The sequence below is a fragment of the Pseudomonas sp. CBZ-4 genome (assembly GCF_000346755.1).
In the GTDB taxonomy this organism is placed as follows: Bacteria; Pseudomonadota; Gammaproteobacteria; order Pseudomonadales; family Pseudomonadaceae; genus Aquipseudomonas.
This window is the reverse complement of the sequence record NZ_ANNV01000152.1, coordinates 41,598-61,527: the sequence shown is the minus strand read 5'-3', so window position 1 is coordinate 61,527 and position 19,930 is coordinate 41,598. Positions and strand designations below refer to the sequence as shown.

The following is a 19,930-nucleotide window of genomic DNA, read 5'->3' as shown; positions in this document are numbered from 1 at the left end:
TTTCTGCCCCTGAGAACCGATTGCGGTCACCTAAGGTAGTGGCGGAATCTAGATAATGGCATAGTGATGCTGGATGGGCGTGGAAATCGCTTCTATGGGTATTGAAAAGGACGATTGAATGAAGCTTGCGAGCGAATACCCTTGCTTGATAGAACTGGAACAATCTACTCAGCTGCAAGTCGATTTACGATCCATTGATAGTGCTTTTAAGGATAAAGGTCTCGAACAGCTATTTCACTCTAGCTATAGTCATATTGCTGAAATAGTTAGCAATGTATATCAGCATGCTGCTCATCGCCCAACATGGTTTGTAGATTGGCGATTGAGCGTATCACAACAAGACGACCTCCTTTATATATCGATCTCTGATGACGGGCAGGGTATCATGGGATCGATTAGTCGGCGACACCCCGAAGTCTATTCGGATCTCGATGCTATAAAACTAGCGCTGAACATAAACTCTCGTATAGCACATCGAGGCAAAGGTTTTCAGGAGCTCGTAAAAGCCGTTCATACAGGGCAATTGCATTCGTTGGTAATTGCCAGCGGAAATTGCTCGCTAAGGGCAAACACAAAAAAAATTGATTATATCGATAGTCCCTATAGAGACGGGACTATAGTGCAAATGTGTGTCCGCTGGACCGGTGGCGCGCTATGAATTTTTTCATACTGAAATTGCTCGACTACACCAAATACCCCTTTAGCAGGTACAGAAAAGATGGTGGCAATAGTGCAGAGGAATTTCGATGCGATCACTTAATTCCTGCTTTGGAGCAACATCAATTAATTGTTCTTGATCTAAATGGCGTTATTGGATTCCCTACATCATGGACAGAGGAAGTATTTGGGGGGTTGGTCAGAGAGCATGGCTTCACCACAAATGAGCTACGAGAAAGGCTGTCAATTGACGTGAAAGACAAGTTAATTGAATATGAAATATGGGATCTTATAGAACGCTCAGAAAAGACCAGATGATGAATGAGTTGATAAAAGCAGTTGTAGTTGCACTTGTCGGTGGGCTCTTTGGAGCCTGGATAACTTCGATTCGGTCGAAATGGACAGCGTTTTCAGCCGACTACTCCAAAAGATTGGAGCAAGCTTTCTCTTTGATTGACCATTTTGCCGAGTGCTCTTGCATGTGGTGGGAGGGCATAGAGCCGAGTGATGGTTTGAAAGTAAGTCCGACATACATTATCGGACTAAAAGCCCGGCTTTCAACCCTTGTGGGATCAATGGAAAGAGACTATCCAGGTTATGATACGAATGCAGTAAATCAGGCTTTGGTAACGTTCGGGCGTGCTTGCACGGGTGGTAGCTTTCCTGGTTCTCGGATCGCAGGCAACTCACAGGCCACGGAAATTCTGACTTGTGCGGAGCTTCTTAAGGCAGAGCTATTCGCAATCCGGAGGCGGGATTACAGGATGCGTCTAACGATGAAGGATTAAGTCTTATGGCCCCCACGGACGGGCCGTTTACCTCAACGTAAAAGGCTCGTGACAGAGTGGGTGTGGAAGGCTGGGTTGCCGAAGGCTGCGGCGTAGGGAGTTAACGAGTGTCTACGAGATAATTTATGTATTAACAGATACGTGGAGGCTGCTTGTCAGAATCCGCTAAAGTAGCTCGAGACAGCCGATGGACACCCTTTGGTAACAGATTTCCTAGTATCGAGCGAGAAAAGGCTAGGTGCGAGGCAGTGCCTTATAAGTTTCGCAAATCACCATAACTTCACCCAAGAGCTTAGAGTCAATTTCTTCGCTACTGCTTACCATTTTGAAATTTTTTTGAGTTAACCATTTTATGATGTTTGATTCATTATGCTCACCTAAGTCTCTTTCAAGCTCATGAAAGTCCTTTACCGAGGAGCTATAGATCATCACGGCGGGTGCGTCAGGATAGATTCGATAGGTAGCTCCATAAGAATTTGCTTGGCTAAAATCTGTTGAGCAGATCAATGCACTGCTCCTTGCGCGCACCCCGAAAGCCTCAAAAAACCACGCATCAGCGATTCTGTGAATTCTCAAATCAGTATTTCTCGGGGCTCGAGGAATGTGGTAAAAAATATTGCTTTGTTCTGGTGTGGCGAGTCGTTGGGAAAAGCCGCGGAATAGTGTTGGCATTATGCACCCAAATAAAAATGTGAAATATGATAGCGAAATCAGAGAGCGATGTAAATATAAATGATTTTTTCGTAAAATTTGGCCTGCAGCTATTTGAAGGAAGGTACAGGCTCCTAGAAGAAGTTTCGGGTGGCAAGAGCTCTACAGCTTTTTTTGGTATTGATGAGGAGACGGGCAGGGAGGTCTTCATAAAACTGATAGTTTTCCCAAGATCTGAATTAGAAAAAGCTAGATTTCGTAACGAGGCCACCTTTCTTAAAGGGCGAGCGGGATGGAATCAGCTAATAAAAAAGACCCCAGAATATATCTCCCATGGTGAAGTTTTGGGTGGACGAGTAATGTATCTTATTACAGAGAGAATACATGGTACGCTGCTGTCGGATTGGATTGACCTGCATTGGAAGCAAAGCACGATATCGGATAGGCTTTTAATCGCATACCGGGTGTTTGGCGCGTCTGAATACTATGGCGTATATACAACGCACCGTGATCTCCACCCGGGCAATGTGATACTGCTGGATGAAGCAGTTGATTTGACGACGTCTTGTCCAGATTATAAAGCAATAATCTGTGATTGGGGGCAGTCCTGTAGCACTTCGGATTATGGCTATGAAGAGCCTAGTTCCGACATGGTGACTATTCGCAACGGGACAGGGCGTGAGATCACGAACTCTTTTTACAATCTCCCTCCTGAGACGTTTGTAGATTGGAAAAGCTGGGGGCTGGAGGTTCGCAAATACGACTCGTGGGCTATGGGGTTGTTGTTATTTAAGCTTGTGACCGGTGAGGATTTGTTCTCGTTTGATAATATTGGTCAATTTGCTGAGTCGATGAGACGGATTGAGTCTGAAGTAAGCTGGAGGCTTATGTGTGTAGACTCTCATGCAGGAAGTAAAGCAAAAATATTAAAAGGGCTAATAGGGCGCTTATTAATTAGCAATCAACAGAAGCGGATGGCAATACAAACCGCAAGGCATGTGCTTTGGATTATTTTGGAGGAAGATTTTGAACCTACAGACTATGGCTTGATCCAGCGATTCCTTAATAATCCATATGACTTTAACGAGGTTCACTGGAAAAAGTATGAGTCTGATTCGCTTGCGCGAATTTACTAATATTCCTTCTCGTCAATCAAACTCGAAAGTTACCCGTTGCTGATTACCATAGAAGACGTGGCAGCTGCACAGATACTCGGTCCGCACCAGAGTTCCGGGCAAGCGATGTCTTCTTGATGGTGCCAGTGGCGCATGAGGCGAATATGGAAAATGCACGACTACGACAACCTTTGGATCCGCATTATTCCCAAGCACTGGGCGAGGCTGTCTACACGTTCAGCATACTAGAGTGGAACGCCGTCTTGATCTGTGAGCGTATCAAGCCTGGTGCGTTAGCAGCCTTAAACCCAAAGACCGCAGGTACCATTGCAAAGCGCTTCATTACGCTGGCAGGGTCGTTGAGCGATAGTGAAGACCAAACCAAGTTGCTCAATGCAGCTTTGCGGTTTGATGAGCTAGTCGATCAACGCAATGGCCTCGTGCATGGGAGGCCCGGTATGGACGCTGCTGATGGCTTGTCCAAGCTTTTTAGGGCTGGCGAGCTCTGGACGGTGGACAAGATCAGAAATACTGCAGATGAGTTTTCACAATGCGCTATCACGCTGAATGAATGCTTTCATGGATTTCTGAGTGACCTGGTGCCGTCTGAGTGTTAGGTGACAGGGCAACGTGAGAGAAGACTAGCATTGGCAATCAAAGTATTGAATTTTCTGGAAATGGGATTTTATGCAAATGTCTCCTAAGCGATAGTCACACTGGACGGTCGGCTGTGTAAATAGTAGATACTACATTTAACATAATATACATTATGCGTAATACCATATACGCCCATCAGGGTCGTGGCAGGCCAGATTTCAAATCTCGCAGAGCCTATTTTCCCTCTACCAATGGCAACCCCCGCAATCCTCATCTTTACTCGCTTCACGGACGCCATCACCTCATGAGGCTTTGCATGAAGCAACTCGCCGCTGTGCTTTTATCTTCGCTGCTGTTGTCGGGCTGTGATGTCAGCTTCAACAAGAACCCACCCAAGGTCATTGCGTCCGAACCGGCCACCGAACAACAACAGCGCGATGTGTTCAACGCTACGGTCGAGTTTTTACGGCTGCTCGATTCAGGCAGTGTCGATCAGACTTGGCCGGTTGCCAGTCCTCTGCTCAAGGCGACGACTTCCGAGACGGTCTGGACTAATGGGATCAAGGCCATGCGTGTTGGGCTCGGTACGTTTGTGGAGCGTAATTCCGCACAGATCGGTTTCACTACCCAGATGCCAGATGCACCGGCTGGCAGTTATGCGGTGGTTGAGTGTGTCACCACGTTCAGCGGCGGGCCCGCAACAGAAAAAGTGGTGCTTCGCGAGGATGACGGCCAATGGCGTGTGGCCGGTTATTCCGTCAACAAACGCCTGTTCAGCCTCGGTGACAGGGACAAGAAAGCGCCCTGACCTGCCTGCTCTGATATTCAATATAATTATAACTAAACTAAATAGTCATTTAGTTTAGTTATATGTTAAGCCCCAACCTACAAACGAAACCGATCCACCGACTGCGAAAGCTCCCCCGCCAACGACGACAATTCATCCGTCGTCGACGCCGTCGCTGCAATCACCCGGCTGTTACTCTCCGACATGCCCGCAATCATCTCCACCTGGTGCGCAATCTCATTGCTGGCCAGGCTCTGCTCGCCAATCGTGCGGGAGATGTCGTTCACCAATTCCGTGGTGTTCAACGTGGCTTGCAGGATCTCGCGGATCGCCCGTTCGACTTCGGCGGTCACGGCCATGCCTTTGTCCACTTGAGCCACGCCCTCCTCCATGCTGGTCACCGCTTCCCGGGTGTTTTGCTGGATGCGCCCGACCATGCTGGCGATTTCCTGGGTCGATGCGCTGGTGCGCCCGGCCAGGCTGCGGACCTCGTCGGCGACCACGGCAAAGCCGCGCCCTTGTTCACCGGCGCGGGCGGCCTCGATTGCGGCGTTCAGGGCCAGTAGATTGGTTTGGTCGGCGATGCCTTTGATCACCTGGATGATGCTGAAGATCGCCTCCGACTCCTTGTCCAGCGTGCGGATAACCTGGGCCGACTGCTGCGCCGAGCGGGCGATGCCATCCATGTCACTGACGACCTGGTGGATCACCCGGCCACCGTCCTTGGCCAGGGTTTCAGCCTGGTTGGCCATCGCCAGTGCGCGGCCGGCATGGCGGGTGATTTCTTCGATGCTGGCGGTCATTTCGCTGGCCGCTGCGGCCATGGTGCTCGCGGCCGCGCTTTGTTGCTGGCTGCTGCCGGCCACTTCATGGCAGCCATGGCTCAGTTGCTCGCTCTTGCCATTGACGCCATGGGCGTTGCTGCGCACCACTTCGATCATGCCGCGCAAGTCGCGCTGCATGGTGGCGAGGCTGCGGATCAGCGCACTGGCTTCGTCCTTGCGCGCGGGCTCGACAATCGGTTCGCTCAAATTGCCACGGGCGATGCTGGCGGCAATGCGACTGGCTGTCTGCAACGGGCCCATGATGCTCAGAATGACCCAGCGGCCTTGCGCCAGCAGCAACAACAGGCTGGCGATCAATACCGCGCCCAAGGTGAAGTTGGCGTTGGCAATGGTCTGCCGTGTGCCCGCGCTGGTCTGCTGGGTGTTGCGTTCGATCAGTTCGCTGAGGCTCGCCATTTGATCTTCAAGCTGGCTGAAGGCGCTGTTAAAGGTCGTCAATTGTTCGCGGGCGGCCTCGGGATCATTCAGGGCCAGGGCAACAATGCGCTCGCCAGTGCTGATGTAGGTCTCGAGGCTGGGTTTGATTTTTTCCAGGTTTGTCTTGAGCGTATCGTCGAGCGGCAACTTGAGGTTGTCCGCCAAAACCTCGCGAAAGTGCTCGGCGTGTTCCTGCAAGGCGCTGTTGACTTCAGCTGTTGTGCTGGTGCTTTTGCCCAGCCCGACCAACATGGCCGACAACACATCGGCACGCAGGGCGTCGTGCATCATGTCGGCTTCCATGTGGTTGCGCAGTACGGTCATGCTCACTTCGTTGTCTTGCACGGCGTGGCCCATCCGCGTGTTTCCCACGTAACTGGCCAGGCTCATGATCAGCGCCGTGACCAACCCGGTGGCAATCAATAGCATCAAGCGAAGTTTGATCGTCATGCTGGTATCCCCATGCCTGGCTGCCAGTTGGGCTGCGCCTGTACCGTTATCGGCAGCAACTGTCTGTTATTGAAGCCCAAGTTTGCGGATGTGCACGAATCCCTTAAGCTGACCGCCCCTTGCTCCACGCGGAACTGCCCATGTCTCGAAGCATCGCCCACCTCGCCCTGTTACTGGGCTTGATCACGGCTGTCGGCCCCTTCGCCATCGACATCTACCTGCCTGCCCTGCCCACCCTCGGCGCCAGCCTGCACGCCTCGCCTGCAGCGGTGCAGATGAGCCTGACGGTGTTCTTCATGATCATTGGCGTGTGCCAGCTGTTCTACGGGCCGATCAGTGATGTGTTCGGGCGCAAGCCACCCATTTATGCCGGGCTGGTGATCTTTGCGATAGGCAGCGTGGGCTGCGCGTTGGCGCCGACCATCGAAGTGCTGATCGGCTTTCGCGCCGTACAAGCGTTTGGCGCCTGTGCCGGGATGGTGATTCCCCGGGCGATTGTGCGCGACCTGTACACCGGCCACGAAGCCGCGCGTCTGATGGCGTTGCTGATGCTGGTGATGAGTGTGTCGCCGATTCTGGCGCCATTGGCCGGCAGCCTGGTGATTTCGATCTGGAGCTGGCGCGAAGTGTTTGCCGTACTCGCCGTGGTGGCCGTGGCGTGCCTGGTGATGACCGTCGTGCAACTGCCCGAAACCCATCCCGCCGAGCGGCGCCTGGGGAAAAACCTGGGCAATGCGTTTGGCAGCTACGGCGCGCTGCTGCGTGATCCGGTGTTTACCGGCCTGGCGGTGGTCAGCGGCTTCGGGCTGGCCACGTTCTTTGTGTTTATCGGTAGCGCGCCGTTTGTGTATATCGAATATTTCGGCCTGACGCCCACGCAATTCAGCCTGTGCTTTGCCCTGAACGCGGCATCGTTCTTTGCCATGAGCCAACTGACTGCACGCCTCAGTGCGCGCTTTGGGTTGGCACCGTTGATTCGCGGGTCGGTGATTGCGGTGACGGTGTTCCTGGCCGCACTGGCAATCACCACCGCGTGGATCGATAGCCTGGGCCTGATGATGACGCTGCTGTTTATAGGTTTCGGGTTCCTCGGCCTATTGCTGCCAGCAGCCGGGGTGTTGTCCCTGGAGGATCATGGCGCGGTGGCGGGTTCGGCGTCGGCGTTGCTGGGGGCGATCCAGATGATCGTGGCGGCGGTGTCGATGACGGTCGTCGGTGTGTTCGCTGACCATACGCCGGCGCCGATGTTGATTGGCATCGCGCTGTGTGCGGTAGCGGCGATGCTCACCACGCTGTGGACGTTGCGTCGTTTGCCGGCGCATCTGGCAAGTGCGCCGCCCTCCTCCTGAAGATGCACACATCCCTGTGGGAGCTGGCTTGCCTGCGATAGCATCGCCTCGGTTCACTGACATACCGAGGTGTCTGCATCGCAGGCAAGCCAGCTCCCACAAAAGCCAGCGCCCACATTTAGTTCTTCATTCGTTCATCAGAATTGCAGTACTTACAAATCAAACCGATCCACCGCCCGCCGCCGCTCATTGTCCTCGCGCACGTCATAGCTCGCCGTGGTCTGGATATTGGTGTGGTGCGCCAGTTTCTGCGCAATCGACAGGTCATGTTCTTCAATCACCCGCGTGATAAACGAGCGGCGGAAGTCATGGGGCATGATCTTCACCCCCACCTGTTCACCGCGCTGGCGGGCGATGTAGTAGATCGCATGCTTGGTAATGCGCTCGCGGGTGATGTGGCTGCCACGGCGAATGCGGTTGAACAGGAAGCTGTCGTCCTGCTCGCCTTCCTTGAGGTGTTCGCGGCGAAAATCCAGCCAGGCCTGTAACTTGGCAAAGGCCCAGGCCGGGGCGTATTTGATCAACTCTTTGTTGCCTTTGCCGATCACCCGCAAGCTGCGTTCTTCGAAGTTGATCTGCGCCAGGTCGAGGTTGACCGACTCCGATTTGCGCATGCCCGAGCCGTACAGGATGCCGATCACCGCGGCATCGCGCAGGCCCTGGGGGCGTGGGTCGGCGGCGCAGACGTCCATCATTTCGCGGATCAAGGTGCGACGCAGGTTGCGGCCCTGGCTCAGGCGTGTGCCCGGCGCGGCCTTGACCGTGCGCATGCGCAGCAGGTGTTCCTGGCTGATCAGGCTGAGGCGCCAGGCTTCATTCATCACCCCGCGCACGGCGTTGACATACAGCGATGAGGTGTTCGGCGCATAGCCGTCCTCGCGCAGGGCGGCGACCAGGGCGATCACGTGTTCGGGCTGGAGCAGGTGCCAGTCGATTTCTTCGAGGTTGATGTCCTCGAAGCCCAGGCGGTCGGCAGCATCCTGCAGTACGTAGCGCATGGTCAACTGGCTGGAGGGCGCCAGGCGAGTGAGGTAGAGGGTCAGCGGGTTGCGGATGGACTCGGTCAAAATAGATCAGCCTTTGGATTAAATATCTCGAACAAGCCTTTGTTTAATCGAGATATTTAGTGAATTGGCGAAGGCCGAGTCTAACGCAGGAATGGCGTGGGCACAAAATCAGGGTGCCGTGTCATCGTCCTCCACCGGGTCTTGCGGTTGGGTCTGGGTCTGACTCCATTCGGTGTCCTGCTTCTGCATCAGGGCGAACCAGTGCTGGCGCATAAAGGTCAGGTACGCCTCCGGCGCCTTGGCGAAGTCTTTCTCTTCGCTGTAGCAACCCGGCAACGGCAATTCGGTGCCCTGCTCCTTGTACTGGCTGACCAGCGCCTGTTGCGCAGCAACGCTGCAATCCTTGGGCAGCGGCATGCCACGCAGGGCGCCCGCGTCTTCGTCCCACCAGCTGGCGCCATAACGGTCGACGCCGCGCAGGCGGTATTTCTGTGACTTGCCCACGTGCATGATCAGCTTGAATTCATTGGGGCTCACGTCACTGGTGCAGGTGCGCGAATAGCCCACGGTGGCCTGGGTGATGCCATCGCCGGACAGGTCGGTGACCTTGGTCGCGGCCCGGTCAAAGCGCAGCGAGGCGTCAAACTCGCAATGCTGCACGTCGTCGTAGAGCATCCACACGCGCTTGGGACGGTTGCCATCGATCAGGTATTGGGCCGCATAGACAAACGCTGACTGGGTGCCATCGTCATCGCGCTCGCTGACCTGTTCGGCGAGCACCAGCAGGTTTTTGCCCTGGTGGTCGTCCCAGGTATAAGCGGCGATCTGCTTGCCGCGCACTTCCACGCCGTCCGGCACCTGGTCGATGCTGGTGAGCGTCACCCCCTCATCGGCCCGCACCGTGGTGACACACGCCACGGTCATCATCAACCCCATCAACACTGGCCGTAAAAGCTGCACGCTATTCATCCGATTACCCTGGCAAGAGGGGGCTTACTTTACCGGCACTTGCCGGGTCTTGCAGAGAAGATTCTTCAATTAATGGCATTGTGCAGGGTTTAAACGAATGCCCTGCTCAAGCGCCGGATCATGTAGCTGAACCCTGGCTGTCTACCTGTCAAATAAACGAGTTTTTCATCTGCCTTTCATATTCGTTCAACATTTTTACGCTTAATCTTGGCCCCATGACTTGAGAACGAACCGCGTCTTCCCCGACTAACCTGTTGATTACGCTTTACCTTTACTCGTTTTGAACTTTACTCAACACGCCTCCATGGAAGACCACATTGCCCATCTCAGGAAAGTCGAATGAATAATCGCCACTCCACGCTTAGTTTAATCAGGTAAGGCGTCAACCGCCCCTGACGACCGCTGTTTTCACGCTCCAAGTTGCGCTAACCCCGAGGTCTTGAATCTTTGAAACCCTACCCTATTCATTGCGTGTCGATCGTTATCCCGGTCTACAACGAAGAAGAAAGCCTGCCTGAATTGCTGCGTCGCACCACCGCAGCCTGCAAGCAACTGGCCTACGAATACGAAATCATCCTGGTGGATGACGGTAGCCGCGACCAGTCCGCGCAAATGCTCGAAGACGCCGCCGCCGAAGACGGCAGCCACGTGGTGGCGGTGATCCTCAATCGCAACTACGGCCAGCACGCGGCGATCATGGCCGGTTTCGAGCAGTGCCGGGGCGAAGTGGTGATTACCCTCGACGCCGACCTGCAGAACCCGCCGGAAGAAATCCCGCGCCTGGTGGAGCAAGCCGCCCTCGGTTACGACGTGGTGGCTACCGTGCGCAACAACCGCCAGGACTCAGCCTTCCGCCGCTGGCCGTCGCGCCTGATCAACCTGGCCGTGCAGCGTTCCACCGGCGTGGCCATGACCGACTACGGCTGCATGCTGCGCGCGTACCGCCGCACCATCGTCGATGCCATGCTCGCCTGCCGTGAGCGCAGCACCTTTATCCCGATCCTGGCCAACGGTTTTGCGCGCCACACCACGGAAATCCTCGTGCACCACGCCGAGCGTGAACACGGTGAATCCAAATACAGCGCCATGCGCCTGATCAGCCTGATGTTCGACCTGCTCACGTGCATGACCACCACCCCGCTGCGCCTGCTGTCCATCGTCGGCTTCAGCCTCGCCGGCCTGGGTGTGCTGTTTGCACTGGCGTTGATCGTCATGCGCCTGGCCTTTGGCGCCCAATGGGCCGGCGACGGCATGTTCGTGCTGTTTGCGGTGCTGTTCGTGTTCACCGGTGGCCAGTTCATCGGCATGGGCCTCTTGGGTGAATACCTGGGCCGCATGTACAGCGATGTGCGCGCCCGCCCACGCTTCTTTATCGAAAAAGTGCTGCGCAACACCCCGGCAGCACCGGCGCCAGTCGTCATTGTTGACGGCCTGGTGTCCTCCCATACCACTTCTACTTCTCCTTCCGATCAGGTTTCGTCATGAATTCAAAAGCCGTTGTCTTCGCCTACCACGATATTGGCTGTGCAGGTATTGAAGCCCTGCTGACTGCCGGCTACGACATTGCTGCGGTGTTTACCCACGCCGATGATCCCAAGGAAAACAACTTCTACGGCTCTGTCGCCCAACTCTGCGCCCGCAATGGCATCCCGGTGCACGCGCCGGAAGACGCCAACCACCCGCTGTGGATCGAGCGCATCGCCAAGCTGAACCCGGACTACATCTTCTCGTTCTACTACCGCAACCTGCTCAGCGAGCCGCTGCTGGCCACCGCGCGCAAAGGCGCGTTCAACCTGCACGGCTCGCTGCTGCCGAAATACCGTGGCCGCGCCCCAGCGAACTGGGTACTGGTGAACGGCGAAACCGAAACCGGCGTGACCCTGCACCGCATGGTCAAGCGTGCCGATGCCGGCGCGATCCTCGCTCAGCAAAAAGTCATCATCGACCGCGCCGACACCGGCCTGAGCCTGCACGCCAAACTGCGTGACGCGGCCACCACCCTGCTGCGCGATGCACTGCCACAACTGGCCCAAGGCAAGTTGACTGACACCGCCCAGGACGAAAGCCAGGCCACCTACTTCGGTCGCCGCACCGCCGCCGATGGCAAGCTGGAGTGGAAAAAGCCGGCGGAAGAACTGTTCAACCTGGTCCGCGCCGTGACCCAACCTTACCCGGGCGCCTTCTGCGCCGTGGGCGAGCACAAGCTGATCGTATGGCAAGCCGAAGTGGTCAAGGGCAATGAAGGCCTGGCCCCAGGCCGTGTGATCAGCGTCAACCCGCTGCGCATCGCCTGCGGCGAAGACTCCCTGGTGGTCAAGTTCGGCCAGCGCAACGACAACGGCCTGTACCTGGCCGGCCCGTCCCTGGCCAACGAGCTGGGCCTGGTGGACGGTTCGGTGTTGCGCGGTGCCGAGTCCGGTCGCAAGCCGCGCCGTACCCGTGTACTGATCCTCGGCGTGAACGGCTTTATCGGTAACCATTTGTCCGAGCGCCTGCTGCGTGACGACCGTTACGAAGTCTACGGCCTGGACATCGGCTCCGACGCCATCGAGCGCCTGCGCAGCCACCCCAACTTCCACTACGTGGAAGGCGACATCAGCATCCACACCGAGTGGATCGAGTACCACATCAAGAAGTGCGACGTGGTCCTGCCGCTGGTGGCCATCGCCACGCCCATCGAATACACCCGCAACCCGTTGCGCGTGTTCGAACTGGACTTCGAGGAAAACCTCAAGCTGGTGCGCTACTGCGTCAAGTACAACAAGCGCGTGATCTTCCCGTCGACCTCCGAAGTCTATGGCATGTGCCAGGACCAGTACTTCGACGAAGACACCTCCAACCTGGTGGTCGGCCCGGTCAACAAGCAACGCTGGATCTACTCGGTTTCCAAGCAACTGCTGGACCGCGTGATCTGGGCCTACGGCGCCAAAGGCCTGAACTTCACCCTGTTCCGTCCGTTCAACTGGATGGGCCCGCGCCTCGATCGCCTGGATTCGGCCCGTATCGGCAGCTCCCGCGCCATCACCCAGCTGATCCTCAACCTGGTGGAAGGCACGCCGATCCGCCTGTTCGACGGCGGCGAGCAGAAGCGTTGCTTCACCGACATCGCCGATGGCATCGAAGCCCTGGCACGCATCATCGATAACGACAATGACGTGTGCAACGGCCAGATCATCAACATCGGCAACCCGGAAAACGAGGCGAGCATCCGCCAGTTGGGCGAAGAGCTGCTGCGTCAGTTCGAAGCGCACCCGCTGCGTGGCAACTTCCCGCCGTTCGCCGGTTTCCGCGACGTGGAAAGCAAGGCGTTCTACGGCACGGGCTACCAGGACGTGGCACACCGCAAGCCAAGCATCGAAAACGCCAAGCGCCTGCTGAACTGGGAGCCGACCGTGGAAATGAGCGAAACCATCGGCAACACCCTGGACTTCTTCCTGCGTGAAGCCATGCTCGAAATCGCGGACAAGAAGTAATGCACGCAGGTCTTCGCATTGACGTCGATACCTACCGTGGCACCCGTGAAGGCGTGCCGCGGCTGCTCGAAACCCTGGATGAAGCCGGGGTGAAGGCAACGTTCTTCTTCAGCGTCGGGCCGGACAACATGGGGCGCCACTTGTGGCGTCTCATCCGCCCGCAGTTCCTGTGGAAGATGCTGCGTTCCAATGCCGTCGGCCTGTATGGCCTGGATATCCTGCTCGCCGGCACGGCGTGGCCGGGCAAGCCGATTGGCCGCGACCTGGGGCATCTGATGCGCCAGGCCAAGGCCGCCGGGCATGAAGTCGGCCTGCACGCCTGGGACCACCACGGCTGGCAGGCCAACACCGGGCGCTGGAGCGAGGCACAGTTGGTCGAACAGATCCGCCGTGGCGTCGACACCCTCAGCGACATCCTCGGTGAGCGCATCGACTGTTCAGCGGCCGCCGGTTGGCGGGCCGATGAGCGTGTGGTGCAAGCCAAGCAAGGCTTCAACTTCCGCTACAACAGTGATTGCCGGGGCACCAGCCTGTTTCGTCCAACCTTGGCCGATGGCAGCGCGGGCACCCCACAAATTCCGGTAGACCTGCCGACCTTCGACGAAGTCGTCGGGCCGGTGGTGGCTGCCAAAGACTTCAATACGTTCATCCTCGACCGCTTTGCCGCGTCGAAGCTCAACGTCTATACGATCCACGCTGAAGTAGAAGGGATTCTGATGGCCAACGATTTTCGCCAGTTGCTCGCCCAGGCCGGGCAGCGCGGCATCGACTTCAAACCCCTGGGCGACTTGTTGCCCGCGGACCTGACCACCCTGCCCCAGCAACGGCTGGTACGTGGCGCCTTGCCCGGGCGTGAGGGTTGGCTTGGAGTGCAGCAGGCATGATCCGGCGTCTGGCGTTGCCTCTGCTGCTGTTGGCCTTCGGCGTGTTCTACCTGTTGCCGCTGACCACCCATGGCCTGTGGATCCCCGATGAAACCCGCTACGCGCAGATCAGCCAGGAAATGCTGCTGACCGGCAAGTGGGCCTCGCCGCACTTCATGGGCATCCGCTACTTTGAAAAACCGGCAGCGGGCTACTGGATGATTGCGCTGGGCCAGGCGATCTTCGGGCAGAACCTGTTCGGTGTGCGCTTTGCCTCGGCCTTGAGCACCGGCTTGAGCATCCTGCTGGTGTACCTGGTGTCGCGCCGGTTGTGGAATGACCCGCAGAAAAGCCTGATCAGCACCGTGCTCTACATGAGTTTTGTCAGCGTCGCAGCCCTGGGCGGCTACGCCAACCTCGATCCGCAGTTCACCTTCTGGGTCAACCTGACCGGCGTGGCCTTGTGGTTTTGCTTCGACAGCACCACGCGCAACGGCCGCCTGGCCTCCTGGGCGTTGTTGGGTTTTGCCTGTGGCATGGGCTTCATGACCAAGGGCTTCCTCGCCTGGCTGCTGCCGGTGCTGATCGCCCTGCCCTACGCCCTCTGGCAAAAGCGTTTCCGTGAGCTGCTGGGTTATGGCTTGGTGGCCGTCGCCGTCGCGATTGTGGTCAGCCTACCGTGGGCCTTGGCGGTGCACCTGCAAGAGCCGGATTACTGGAACTTCTTTTTCTGGCACGAGCATATCCAGCGCTTTGCCGGTGACGATGCCCAGCATGCCGAACCGTTCTGGTACTACCTGCCGCTGCTGGTCGCGTTCTCGTTGCCGTGGGTGGCGCTGTTGCCGTCCACCGTCAAGCACGCGTGGTTGCACAAGCGCTTGCCGAAAACCGCATTCCTGCTGCTGTGGCTGCTGATGCCCCTGGCCTTTTTCAGCCTGGCCAAGGGCAAGCTGCCCTCCTACATCATGCCGTGCCTGCTGCCGCTGGCCTTGCTGATGGGCTCGACCCTGGCCGACAAACTCGCCGAAGGTCGCAGCCGTGCGCTGCGTATCAACGGCTGGTTGAACCTGGTGGTGGGCATCGTCGCGCTGCTGGCACTCACCTGGTTCCAGTTGAAGAAGCCGGTGTACGAGCCGGGCCAGGAAACCCTCAGCCTGGTGCTGGTATTCGTCTTCCTGTTCGGCTGGATCATCGCCAACCTGCTGCAGGCCGCGCGCCCGTTGAAACTGTGGGCGGCACCGGTGATCGGCAGCTGGTTGCTGGTGGCGCTGGTGCCTGCCGCGTTGCCCCATTCGGTGGTCTACAACAAGACCCCGGACCAATTCATCATCGACCACCTGCAAGCCCTGCGCCCGGCCACGGCGTTGCTCAGCAATGACCTCGGCGCCGCGTCGGCGCTGTCCTGGCGTCTGGCGCGCCCGGACGTGACGCTTTACAACACCGTCGGCGAAGTCAAATACGGCCTGGCCTTCGCGGACAGCGCCGCGCGCAAGATCGACACCACCCAAGTGCAACAGTGGATGAGCGATGCGCGCAAAAAAGGTCCGGTCGGTGTGGTGATGCGGGTTAAAGGTGACGATGAAATGGCCGAAGTTGCCTTGCTGCCCAATGACGGCCAGCGCTTTGAACAAGGCAATATCGTGATTCTGATCTTCCCGCAGGCGGCTCCATGATCACCCTGCTCCTGCTATTGGCCGCCTGCCTGCTGACGTGCATGGGCCAGGTCGCGCAGAAATTCGCCGTGGAAAGCTGGCGCGACCTGCCCGACGGCTGGGCGCTGAAACTGCGCGCGCCGTGGCTGTGGGCCGCGTTGGTGTGCCTGGGCCTGGGCCTGCTGGTGTGGTTGCTGGTGTTGCAGCGCCTGGAAGTCGGCATCGCCTACCCCATGCTCAGCCTCAACTTTGTGCTGGTCACGCTGGTGGCACGGTTTGTCTTTCATGAGCCCATCGATGGCCGCCACTGGCTGGGCGTGGCGCTGGTGATTGCCGGTGTCGTGTTGCTGGGGCGTCAGGTATGAGCCGCATGCGTGGCTTTGCCCTGGCCTTGGCCAGCGTCGGTTTGGTCAGTGCGGCCCAGTTGGGCATGCGCTGGAGCATGACGCGCCTGCCGCTGCCCCACGAATGGCTGAGTGCGCTCAGCAACAACACCATCGACCTCGGCGCCCTTGGCGCGGTGCTGCTGGCGATCTTCGCCTATGCGCTGTCGATGCTCTGCTGGCTGGGCGCGCTCAAGCACCTGCCGCTGGGCCGTGCCTACTCGCTGCTGAGCATCAGCTACGCGCTGGTGTATCTGCTGGCCGCCAGCCTGCCGGTGTTCAACGAACATTTTTCGCTTTCAAAAACCCTGGGGGTGGCGTTGGTCATCCTCGGAGTTCTGGTTATCAACTCTCGCCGTGCTAGCACCACAAGTCCCAGGAATGCCCCATGAAAATCAGTGTATTTGGTAGTGGTTACGTTGGTCTGGTGCAGGCCACCGTATTGGCCGAAGTCGGTCACGATGTCATCTGCATGGACGTTGACAAGAACAAGGTCGAGTCGCTGCAAAAAGGCCATGTGACGATCTTTGAGCCGGGGCTGGCGGCGATGGTCAAGGAGAACCTGGAAAGCGGGCGACTGCACTTTACCCATGATGAAAAGCTCGCGGTCGAACACGGCGAAGTGCTGTTTATCGCCGTGGGCACGCCGTCGGACGAAGACGGTTCGGCCGATCTGAAATACGTGTTGTCGGTGGGCGACGCCGTGGCCCGTCACCGTGTGGCCCCGGTGATCCTCGTGGAAAAATCCACCGTGCCCGTGGGCACCGGCGACACCTTGCGTGCCCATATCGAAAAAGCCTTGCGTGTGGCCGGCCGGCACCTGGAATTCGATATCGTCTCCAACCCGGAATTCCTCAAGGAAGGCTCGGCGGTTGCCGACTGCCGCCGCCCGGACCGCATCGTCATCGGCTGCGAGCGTGAAGAAGTGCGTGACGTGATGCGTGACCTCTACGCGCCCTTCAACCGCAACCACGACCGCATCATCTTCATGGACCTGCGCAGCGCCGAGCTGACCAAGTACGCCGCCAACTGCATGCTGGCGACCAAGATCAGCTTTATCAACCAGATCGCCGAACTGGCCGAACACCTGGGTGCCGACATCGAAGCCGTACGCCTGGGGATTGGCGCCGACTCGCGCATCGGCTACCACTTCATCTACCCCGGTTGCGGTTACGGCGGCTCGTGCTTCCCCAAAGACATGCGCGCCCTGATCCACAGCGCCAAGCAGGCCAACTGCTCCAGCGACCTGCTGGAAGCCGTGGAAGCGATCAACCAGCGTCAGAAGAGCAAGCTGTTCGAGCGCGTCAACGCGTTCTTCAAAGGCGACCTCAAGGGCAAGACCTTTGCCGTGTGGGGCCTGGCGTTCAAGCCCAACACCGACGACATGCGCGATGCGCCGAGCCGCGTGCTGATGGAAGCCCTGTGGGCCGCCGGTGCCAACGTGCGCGCCTTCGACCCCGAAGCCATGCAGGAAACCCAGCGCATCTACGGCGATGACCCACGGCTGATGCTGATGGGCACCCCGGAATCGACCTTGAGCGGCGCCGATGGCCTGATCGTCTGCACCGAATGGCAGCAATTCAAGGCGCCGGACTTCGACCTGATCCACGCGCGCCTGAAAACCCCGGTGATCTTTGACGGCCGTAACCTGTACGACGGCGAACGCCTGGCGCGCAAAGGCTTCCAGTACTTCCCGATTGGCCGTGGCGATTCCTGCCAATTGCCGATGCCGCAGCAACAATGGCTGGCGCAATCGGCAGATCAAGATCAGGTCGTGGAAGCCTGAGACGTGAACAAAGCGCCCTTCATAGACGCCACGGTGCGCCGCCAGTCCCTGCTGCTCGGGCTGTTGGCGCTGCTGCTGTTTATCGCCGGCAACTGGCACCAGGCGATCATCGGGTTTGACTCGCGCTTCGTGGTGTTCGCCCAGGAGATGCTGCGTCATGGCCCGAGTTTCTTCCCCACCACCTACGGCCAGCCGTACGCCGATTACCTGGCGACCTCGACGCTGCTGACCTGGTTGTTCTCGTTGCCGCTGGGCCAGGTCACCAGCTTGACGGCGTGGTTGCCCACGGCGATTGCCTCGGCGCTGATCGTGATCCTGGTGTACCGCCTCACGGCGCCCTACTCCCCGCGCTGGGGCCTGCTCAGTGTGGCGATGCTGTTGCTCAGCAGCACCTTCGTCAGCGAAACCCGTGCCGTGTCCCTGGACCAGATGCTCGCCGCCGTGACCCTGGCGGTGTTTTACCTCGGCTATGCCCATGATCACTTCGGCGCCGGCAAACGCCTGCACTGGGTGTACCTGCTGCTGATTGCAGGCTTTGCGATTCGCGGGCCGATCGGCCTGGTGATTCCCACGGGCGTGCTGTGCAGCTACTACCTGATCAACCGCCAGTGGCGACAACTGTTCAGCTTCGGCTTGCTGGCGCTGGCGCTGCTGATGGCCTGTGTCGGGGTGTTGTTGCTGCTGGCCAAGCTCAGTGGTGGCGAGGTGTTCATGCAGGACGTGATCCGCATGCAATTCCTCGGGCGCATGGACGGCAGCGAAGGCTCCAGCGGCGTGCTGTATTACTTCACCAGTTCCCTGGGCAACTACGCGCTGGCGTATCCGATGGCGCTGCTGGTGCTGCTGGCGGTGGCCTTTGGCGGCAAAGGCGCGCCAGGGCCGGCCTTGCAACTGGTGCTGTACTGCGCCGCTGCGGGCTTGCTGGTGATGCTTGGCTTGTCGATCCCCCAGGCGAAGAAAGCGCGTTATGTGCTGCCGATGCTGCCGATGGCGGCAATCATTGCGGCGTACCCGTTCCAGGTCACCCAAGGGCGTGTGTTTGCCTGGCTGCGCGGTGTGCTGCTGGGTCTCTGGACCCTGTTGCCGGCGCTGCTGATCATCGGCTTGCTGGTGGTGCGCCGCCGCTACGCCGAGCAGGTGGGCGACTTGCGCCTGATCTTCGGCGTGCTGGGCGTGTTGCAGGTGCTGGCGGTGCTGGCGTGGTTCAAGCCACGCTTGCGTCCGGCAGGCCCGGCATTGGCGGCGGTATTGGCATTGTGGGCAACCTACATCGTGGTGGTCGAACCGCTGGAGCGCAGGCTCTACGACACGCGCACCTTCAGCCTGGCGGTCAAGGCGCAGATCAACCAGCAACCGGCGCCCGTGGTGCTGCACGGCCTGGGCAAAGACGCCAAGGCGATCAAGCTGATGGTCAATCTCGAGTGCGACCGTGTGCCGTTGTTCACCCAGTCAACCACCGACCTGGCGCCGTTGCAGGCCCCAGCCTGGCTGGTGATGAGCCTGGACGACTACGCCGCGTTGAAGGAGCCCCGCCTGCGCGAGCTCACCCCGACACTGGTGGGTGAGTTCGACAAAAATCCCTATGTGCTGCTGCACCTCACGGCGACGGCACAGCCCTGATCCAGCCGGCTTCGGCCGGCTTCCTCACGAAAGCTCCTACATAGCTATGCGTAATGGCTGGTGCCTTTTGCCATTCCCGCTCATGGATCCAAAATGTAAACTCGGTCGCCAATTGCGGTAACTATTTACTACCAATGGAACATGCCAAGGACGCTGCCCGCCGTGAACTCAAACGCGGCGGGCTTCATTGAAAGGACCACGCCGTGCCCAATGACTTATTGCCTGACCCTCCCTCACTGCTGATGCCCGAACAGCTGCACGTCGGCCTGCACCGCCTGATGGGCTTGCGTGACGCAGTTGTCGCGTTGAATGGCCCCTTGTGCGATGCCCCCGGGCTGCGCGACAACCTGCACAAGCAGCTGCTGAGCGAAGAGAATCATGACCGGATCCTGGGGGTCGTCAGCCACTCGTCTGCGCCTATCACCTATTAAACTTCACTTTTATTGCATTCAACCTGCATTAATATGCAGTGGCGTCGCCCCATCGAGGTGGGCACACTGCGCGGGTTCCTCCCCCAAATG

Annotated in this window: 19 protein-coding genes and 1 pseudogene; 15 read left to right on the top strand and 5 right to left on the bottom strand. The window is 58.3% G+C overall.

The window, feature by feature from the left end:
• The first annotated feature begins 118 nt into the window (after window positions 1-118).
• The gene (locus B348_RS1000000131635; RefSeq protein WP_157356545.1) at window positions 119-658 is read left to right on the top strand and encodes a hypothetical protein; all 540 of its coding nucleotides are present in this window, start codon (window positions 119-121) and stop codon (window positions 656-658) included.
• Window positions 655-975, top strand: a complete 321-nt coding sequence (locus B348_RS1000000131185; RefSeq protein WP_081609274.1) for an STAS-like domain-containing protein — start codon at window positions 655-657, stop codon at window positions 973-975. Before B348_RS1000000131635 ends, B348_RS1000000131185 begins: the two co-directional genes overlap by 4 nt.
• A gap of 704 nt (window positions 976-1,679) precedes the next feature.
• Here the strand turns inward: B348_RS1000000131185 and B348_RS1000000131630 are convergent.
• Entirely contained in the window at window positions 1,680-2,117 is a 438-nt protein-coding gene (locus B348_RS1000000131630) for a hypothetical protein (RefSeq protein WP_157356544.1), read from the bottom strand.
• A 26-nt stretch (window positions 2,118-2,143) separates the two neighbouring features.
• Here B348_RS1000000131630 and B348_RS0121720 point away from each other — a divergent pair, with 26 nt between their 5' ends.
• From B348_RS0121720 to B348_RS0121710, 3 genes are all read left to right on the top strand, one after another.
• The gene (locus B348_RS0121720; RefSeq protein ID WP_017738153.1) at window positions 2,144-3,232 is read left to right on the top strand and encodes a hypothetical protein; all 1,089 of its coding nucleotides are present in this window, start codon (window positions 2,144-2,146) and stop codon (window positions 3,230-3,232) included.
• Between the two features lie 143 nt (window positions 3,233-3,375).
• Entirely contained in the window at window positions 3,376-3,828 is a 453-nt protein-coding gene (locus B348_RS1000000130530; RefSeq protein ID WP_017738152.1) for a hypothetical protein, read from the top strand.
• 296 nt (window positions 3,829-4,124) lie between these two features.
• Window positions 4,125-4,616, top strand: a complete 492-nt coding sequence (locus tag B348_RS0121710) for a DUF4019 domain-containing protein (protein ID WP_017738151.1) — start codon at window positions 4,125-4,127, stop codon at window positions 4,614-4,616.
• Window positions 4,617-4,693: 77 nt separating this feature from the next.
• Here B348_RS0121710 and B348_RS1000000132285 read toward each other — a convergent pair whose 3' ends face one another.
• Together B348_RS1000000132285 and B348_RS1000000132280 are read right to left on the bottom strand one after the other, a co-directional pair.
• A complete protein-coding gene (locus B348_RS1000000132285; protein ID WP_371105909.1) occupies window positions 4,694-5,419 on the bottom strand; it encodes a methyl-accepting chemotaxis protein in 726 nt (241 codons plus the stop codon).
• 132 nt (window positions 5,420-5,551) lie between these two features.
• Window positions 5,552-6,307, bottom strand: a pseudogene (locus B348_RS1000000132280) (MCP four helix bundle domain-containing protein); the annotation flags it as partial.
• A 140-nt stretch (window positions 6,308-6,447) separates the two neighbouring features.
• On the opposite strand from B348_RS1000000132280, the gene B348_RS0121700 reads away from it, so the two are divergent.
• On the top strand, window positions 6,448-7,656 hold the full coding sequence (locus B348_RS0121700) for a multidrug effflux MFS transporter (protein ID WP_017738149.1): 1,209 nt from the start codon (window positions 6,448-6,450) through the stop codon (window positions 7,654-7,656).
• A 152-nt stretch (window positions 7,657-7,808) separates the two neighbouring features.
• Here the strand turns inward: B348_RS0121700 and xerC are convergent, their stop codons facing one another.
• On the bottom strand, window positions 7,809-8,723 hold the full coding sequence (gene xerC / locus B348_RS0121695; protein WP_017738148.1) for a tyrosine recombinase XerC: 915 nt from the start codon (window positions 8,721-8,723) through the stop codon (window positions 7,809-7,811).
• A gap of 108 nt (window positions 8,724-8,831) precedes the next feature.
• Window positions 8,832-9,632, bottom strand: coding sequence for a M949_RS01915 family surface polysaccharide biosynthesis protein (locus B348_RS0121690; RefSeq protein WP_026136970.1), 801 nt, complete (start codon window positions 9,630-9,632; stop codon window positions 8,832-8,834).
• A 447-nt stretch (window positions 9,633-10,079) separates the two neighbouring features.
• On the opposite strand from B348_RS0121690, the gene arnC reads away from it, so the two are divergent.
• The 9 genes from arnC to B348_RS01000000130210 all read left to right on the top strand — a co-directional run bounded on the left by arnC (window position 10,080) and on the right by B348_RS01000000130210 (window position 19,840).
• Entirely contained in the window at window positions 10,080-11,117 is a 1,038-nt protein-coding gene (gene arnC / locus B348_RS0121685; protein ID WP_032865044.1) for an undecaprenyl-phosphate 4-deoxy-4-formamido-L-arabinose transferase, read from the top strand.
• Window positions 11,114-13,105, top strand: coding sequence for a bifunctional UDP-4-amino-4-deoxy-L-arabinose formyltransferase/UDP-glucuronic acid oxidase ArnA (gene arnA / locus B348_RS0121680; protein ID WP_017738145.1), 1,992 nt, complete (start codon window positions 11,114-11,116; stop codon window positions 13,103-13,105). Before arnC ends, arnA begins: the two co-directional genes overlap by 4 nt.
• Window positions 13,105-13,989, top strand: a complete 885-nt coding sequence (gene arnD, locus B348_RS0121675; protein ID WP_017738144.1) for a 4-deoxy-4-formamido-L-arabinose-phosphoundecaprenol deformylase — start codon at window positions 13,105-13,107, stop codon at window positions 13,987-13,989. Before arnA ends, arnD begins: the two co-directional genes overlap by 1 nt.
• Window positions 13,986-15,641 (top strand): lipid IV(A) 4-amino-4-deoxy-L-arabinosyltransferase, encoded by a 1,656-nt coding sequence (gene arnT / locus B348_RS0121670; protein ID WP_017738143.1) that lies wholly within the window; start codon window positions 13,986-13,988, stop codon window positions 15,639-15,641. Before arnD ends, arnT begins: the two co-directional genes overlap by 4 nt.
• On the top strand, window positions 15,638-15,985 hold the full coding sequence (gene arnE, locus B348_RS0121665; RefSeq protein WP_017738142.1) for a 4-amino-4-deoxy-L-arabinose-phosphoundecaprenol flippase subunit ArnE: 348 nt from the start codon (window positions 15,638-15,640) through the stop codon (window positions 15,983-15,985). Before arnT ends, arnE begins: the two co-directional genes overlap by 4 nt.
• Window positions 15,982-16,395 (top strand): 4-amino-4-deoxy-L-arabinose-phosphoundecaprenol flippase subunit ArnF, encoded by a 414-nt coding sequence (arnF, locus tag B348_RS0121660; protein ID WP_026136969.1) that lies wholly within the window; start codon window positions 15,982-15,984, stop codon window positions 16,393-16,395. Before arnE ends, arnF begins: the two co-directional genes overlap by 4 nt.
• Window positions 16,392-17,789: a UDP-glucose/GDP-mannose dehydrogenase family protein gene (locus tag B348_RS0121655; protein ID WP_017738140.1), complete on the top strand. Its 1,398-nt coding sequence runs from the start codon at window positions 16,392-16,394 to the stop codon at window positions 17,787-17,789. The genes arnF and B348_RS0121655 overlap by 4 nt, the downstream gene beginning before the upstream one ends.
• 3 nt (window positions 17,790-17,792) lie before the next feature.
• Window positions 17,793-19,409, top strand: coding sequence for a glycosyltransferase family 39 protein (locus B348_RS0121650; protein ID WP_017738139.1), 1,617 nt, complete (start codon window positions 17,793-17,795; stop codon window positions 19,407-19,409).
• Window positions 19,410-19,612: 203 nt separating this feature from the next.
• Window positions 19,613-19,840 (top strand): hypothetical protein, encoded by a 228-nt coding sequence (locus B348_RS01000000130210; protein ID WP_157356543.1) that lies wholly within the window; start codon window positions 19,613-19,615, stop codon window positions 19,838-19,840.
• Window positions 19,841-19,930: the final 90 nt, after the last annotated feature.

Bases quoted from the DNA above. Each gene is read 5' to 3' on its own strand.
- B348_RS0121710 (WP_017738151.1), top strand. From the start codon at position 4,125: ATGAAGCAACTCGCCGCTGTGCTTTTATCTTCGCTGCTGTTGTCGGGC.
- B348_RS1000000130530 (WP_017738152.1), top strand. From the start codon at position 3,376: ATGGAAAATGCACGACTACGACAACCTTTGGATCCGCATTATTCCCAA.
- B348_RS1000000131635 (WP_157356545.1), top strand. From the start codon at position 119: ATGAAGCTTGCGAGCGAATACCCTTGCTTGATAGAACTGGAACAATCT.
- arnE (WP_017738142.1), top strand. From the start codon at position 15,638: ATGATCACCCTGCTCCTGCTATTGGCCGCCTGCCTGCTGACGTGCATG.
- B348_RS0121655 (WP_017738140.1), top strand. From the start codon at position 16,392: ATGAAAATCAGTGTATTTGGTAGTGGTTACGTTGGTCTGGTGCAGGCC.
- B348_RS0121720 (WP_017738153.1), top strand. From the start codon at position 2,144: ATGATAGCGAAATCAGAGAGCGATGTAAATATAAATGATTTTTTCGTA.
- B348_RS0121690 (WP_026136970.1), bottom strand. From the start codon at position 9,632: ATGAATAGCGTGCAGCTTTTACGGCCAGTGTTGATGGGGTTGATGATG.
- B348_RS0121700 (WP_017738149.1), top strand. From the start codon at position 6,448: ATGTCTCGAAGCATCGCCCACCTCGCCCTGTTACTGGGCTTGATCACG.
- arnA (WP_017738145.1), top strand. From the start codon at position 11,114: ATGAATTCAAAAGCCGTTGTCTTCGCCTACCACGATATTGGCTGTGCA.
- B348_RS1000000131185 (WP_081609274.1), top strand. From the start codon at position 655: ATGAATTTTTTCATACTGAAATTGCTCGACTACACCAAATACCCCTTT.
- arnD (WP_017738144.1), top strand. From the start codon at position 13,105: ATGCACGCAGGTCTTCGCATTGACGTCGATACCTACCGTGGCACCCGT.
- arnT (WP_017738143.1), top strand. From the start codon at position 13,986: ATGATCCGGCGTCTGGCGTTGCCTCTGCTGCTGTTGGCCTTCGGCGTG.
- B348_RS1000000132285 (WP_371105909.1), bottom strand. From the start codon at position 5,419: ATGGCCGCAGCGGCCAGCGAAATGACCGCCAGCATCGAAGAAATCACC.
- B348_RS1000000131630 (WP_157356544.1), bottom strand. From the start codon at position 2,117: ATGCCAACACTATTCCGCGGCTTTTCCCAACGACTCGCCACACCAGAA.
- arnF (WP_026136969.1), top strand. From the start codon at position 15,982: ATGAGCCGCATGCGTGGCTTTGCCCTGGCCTTGGCCAGCGTCGGTTTG.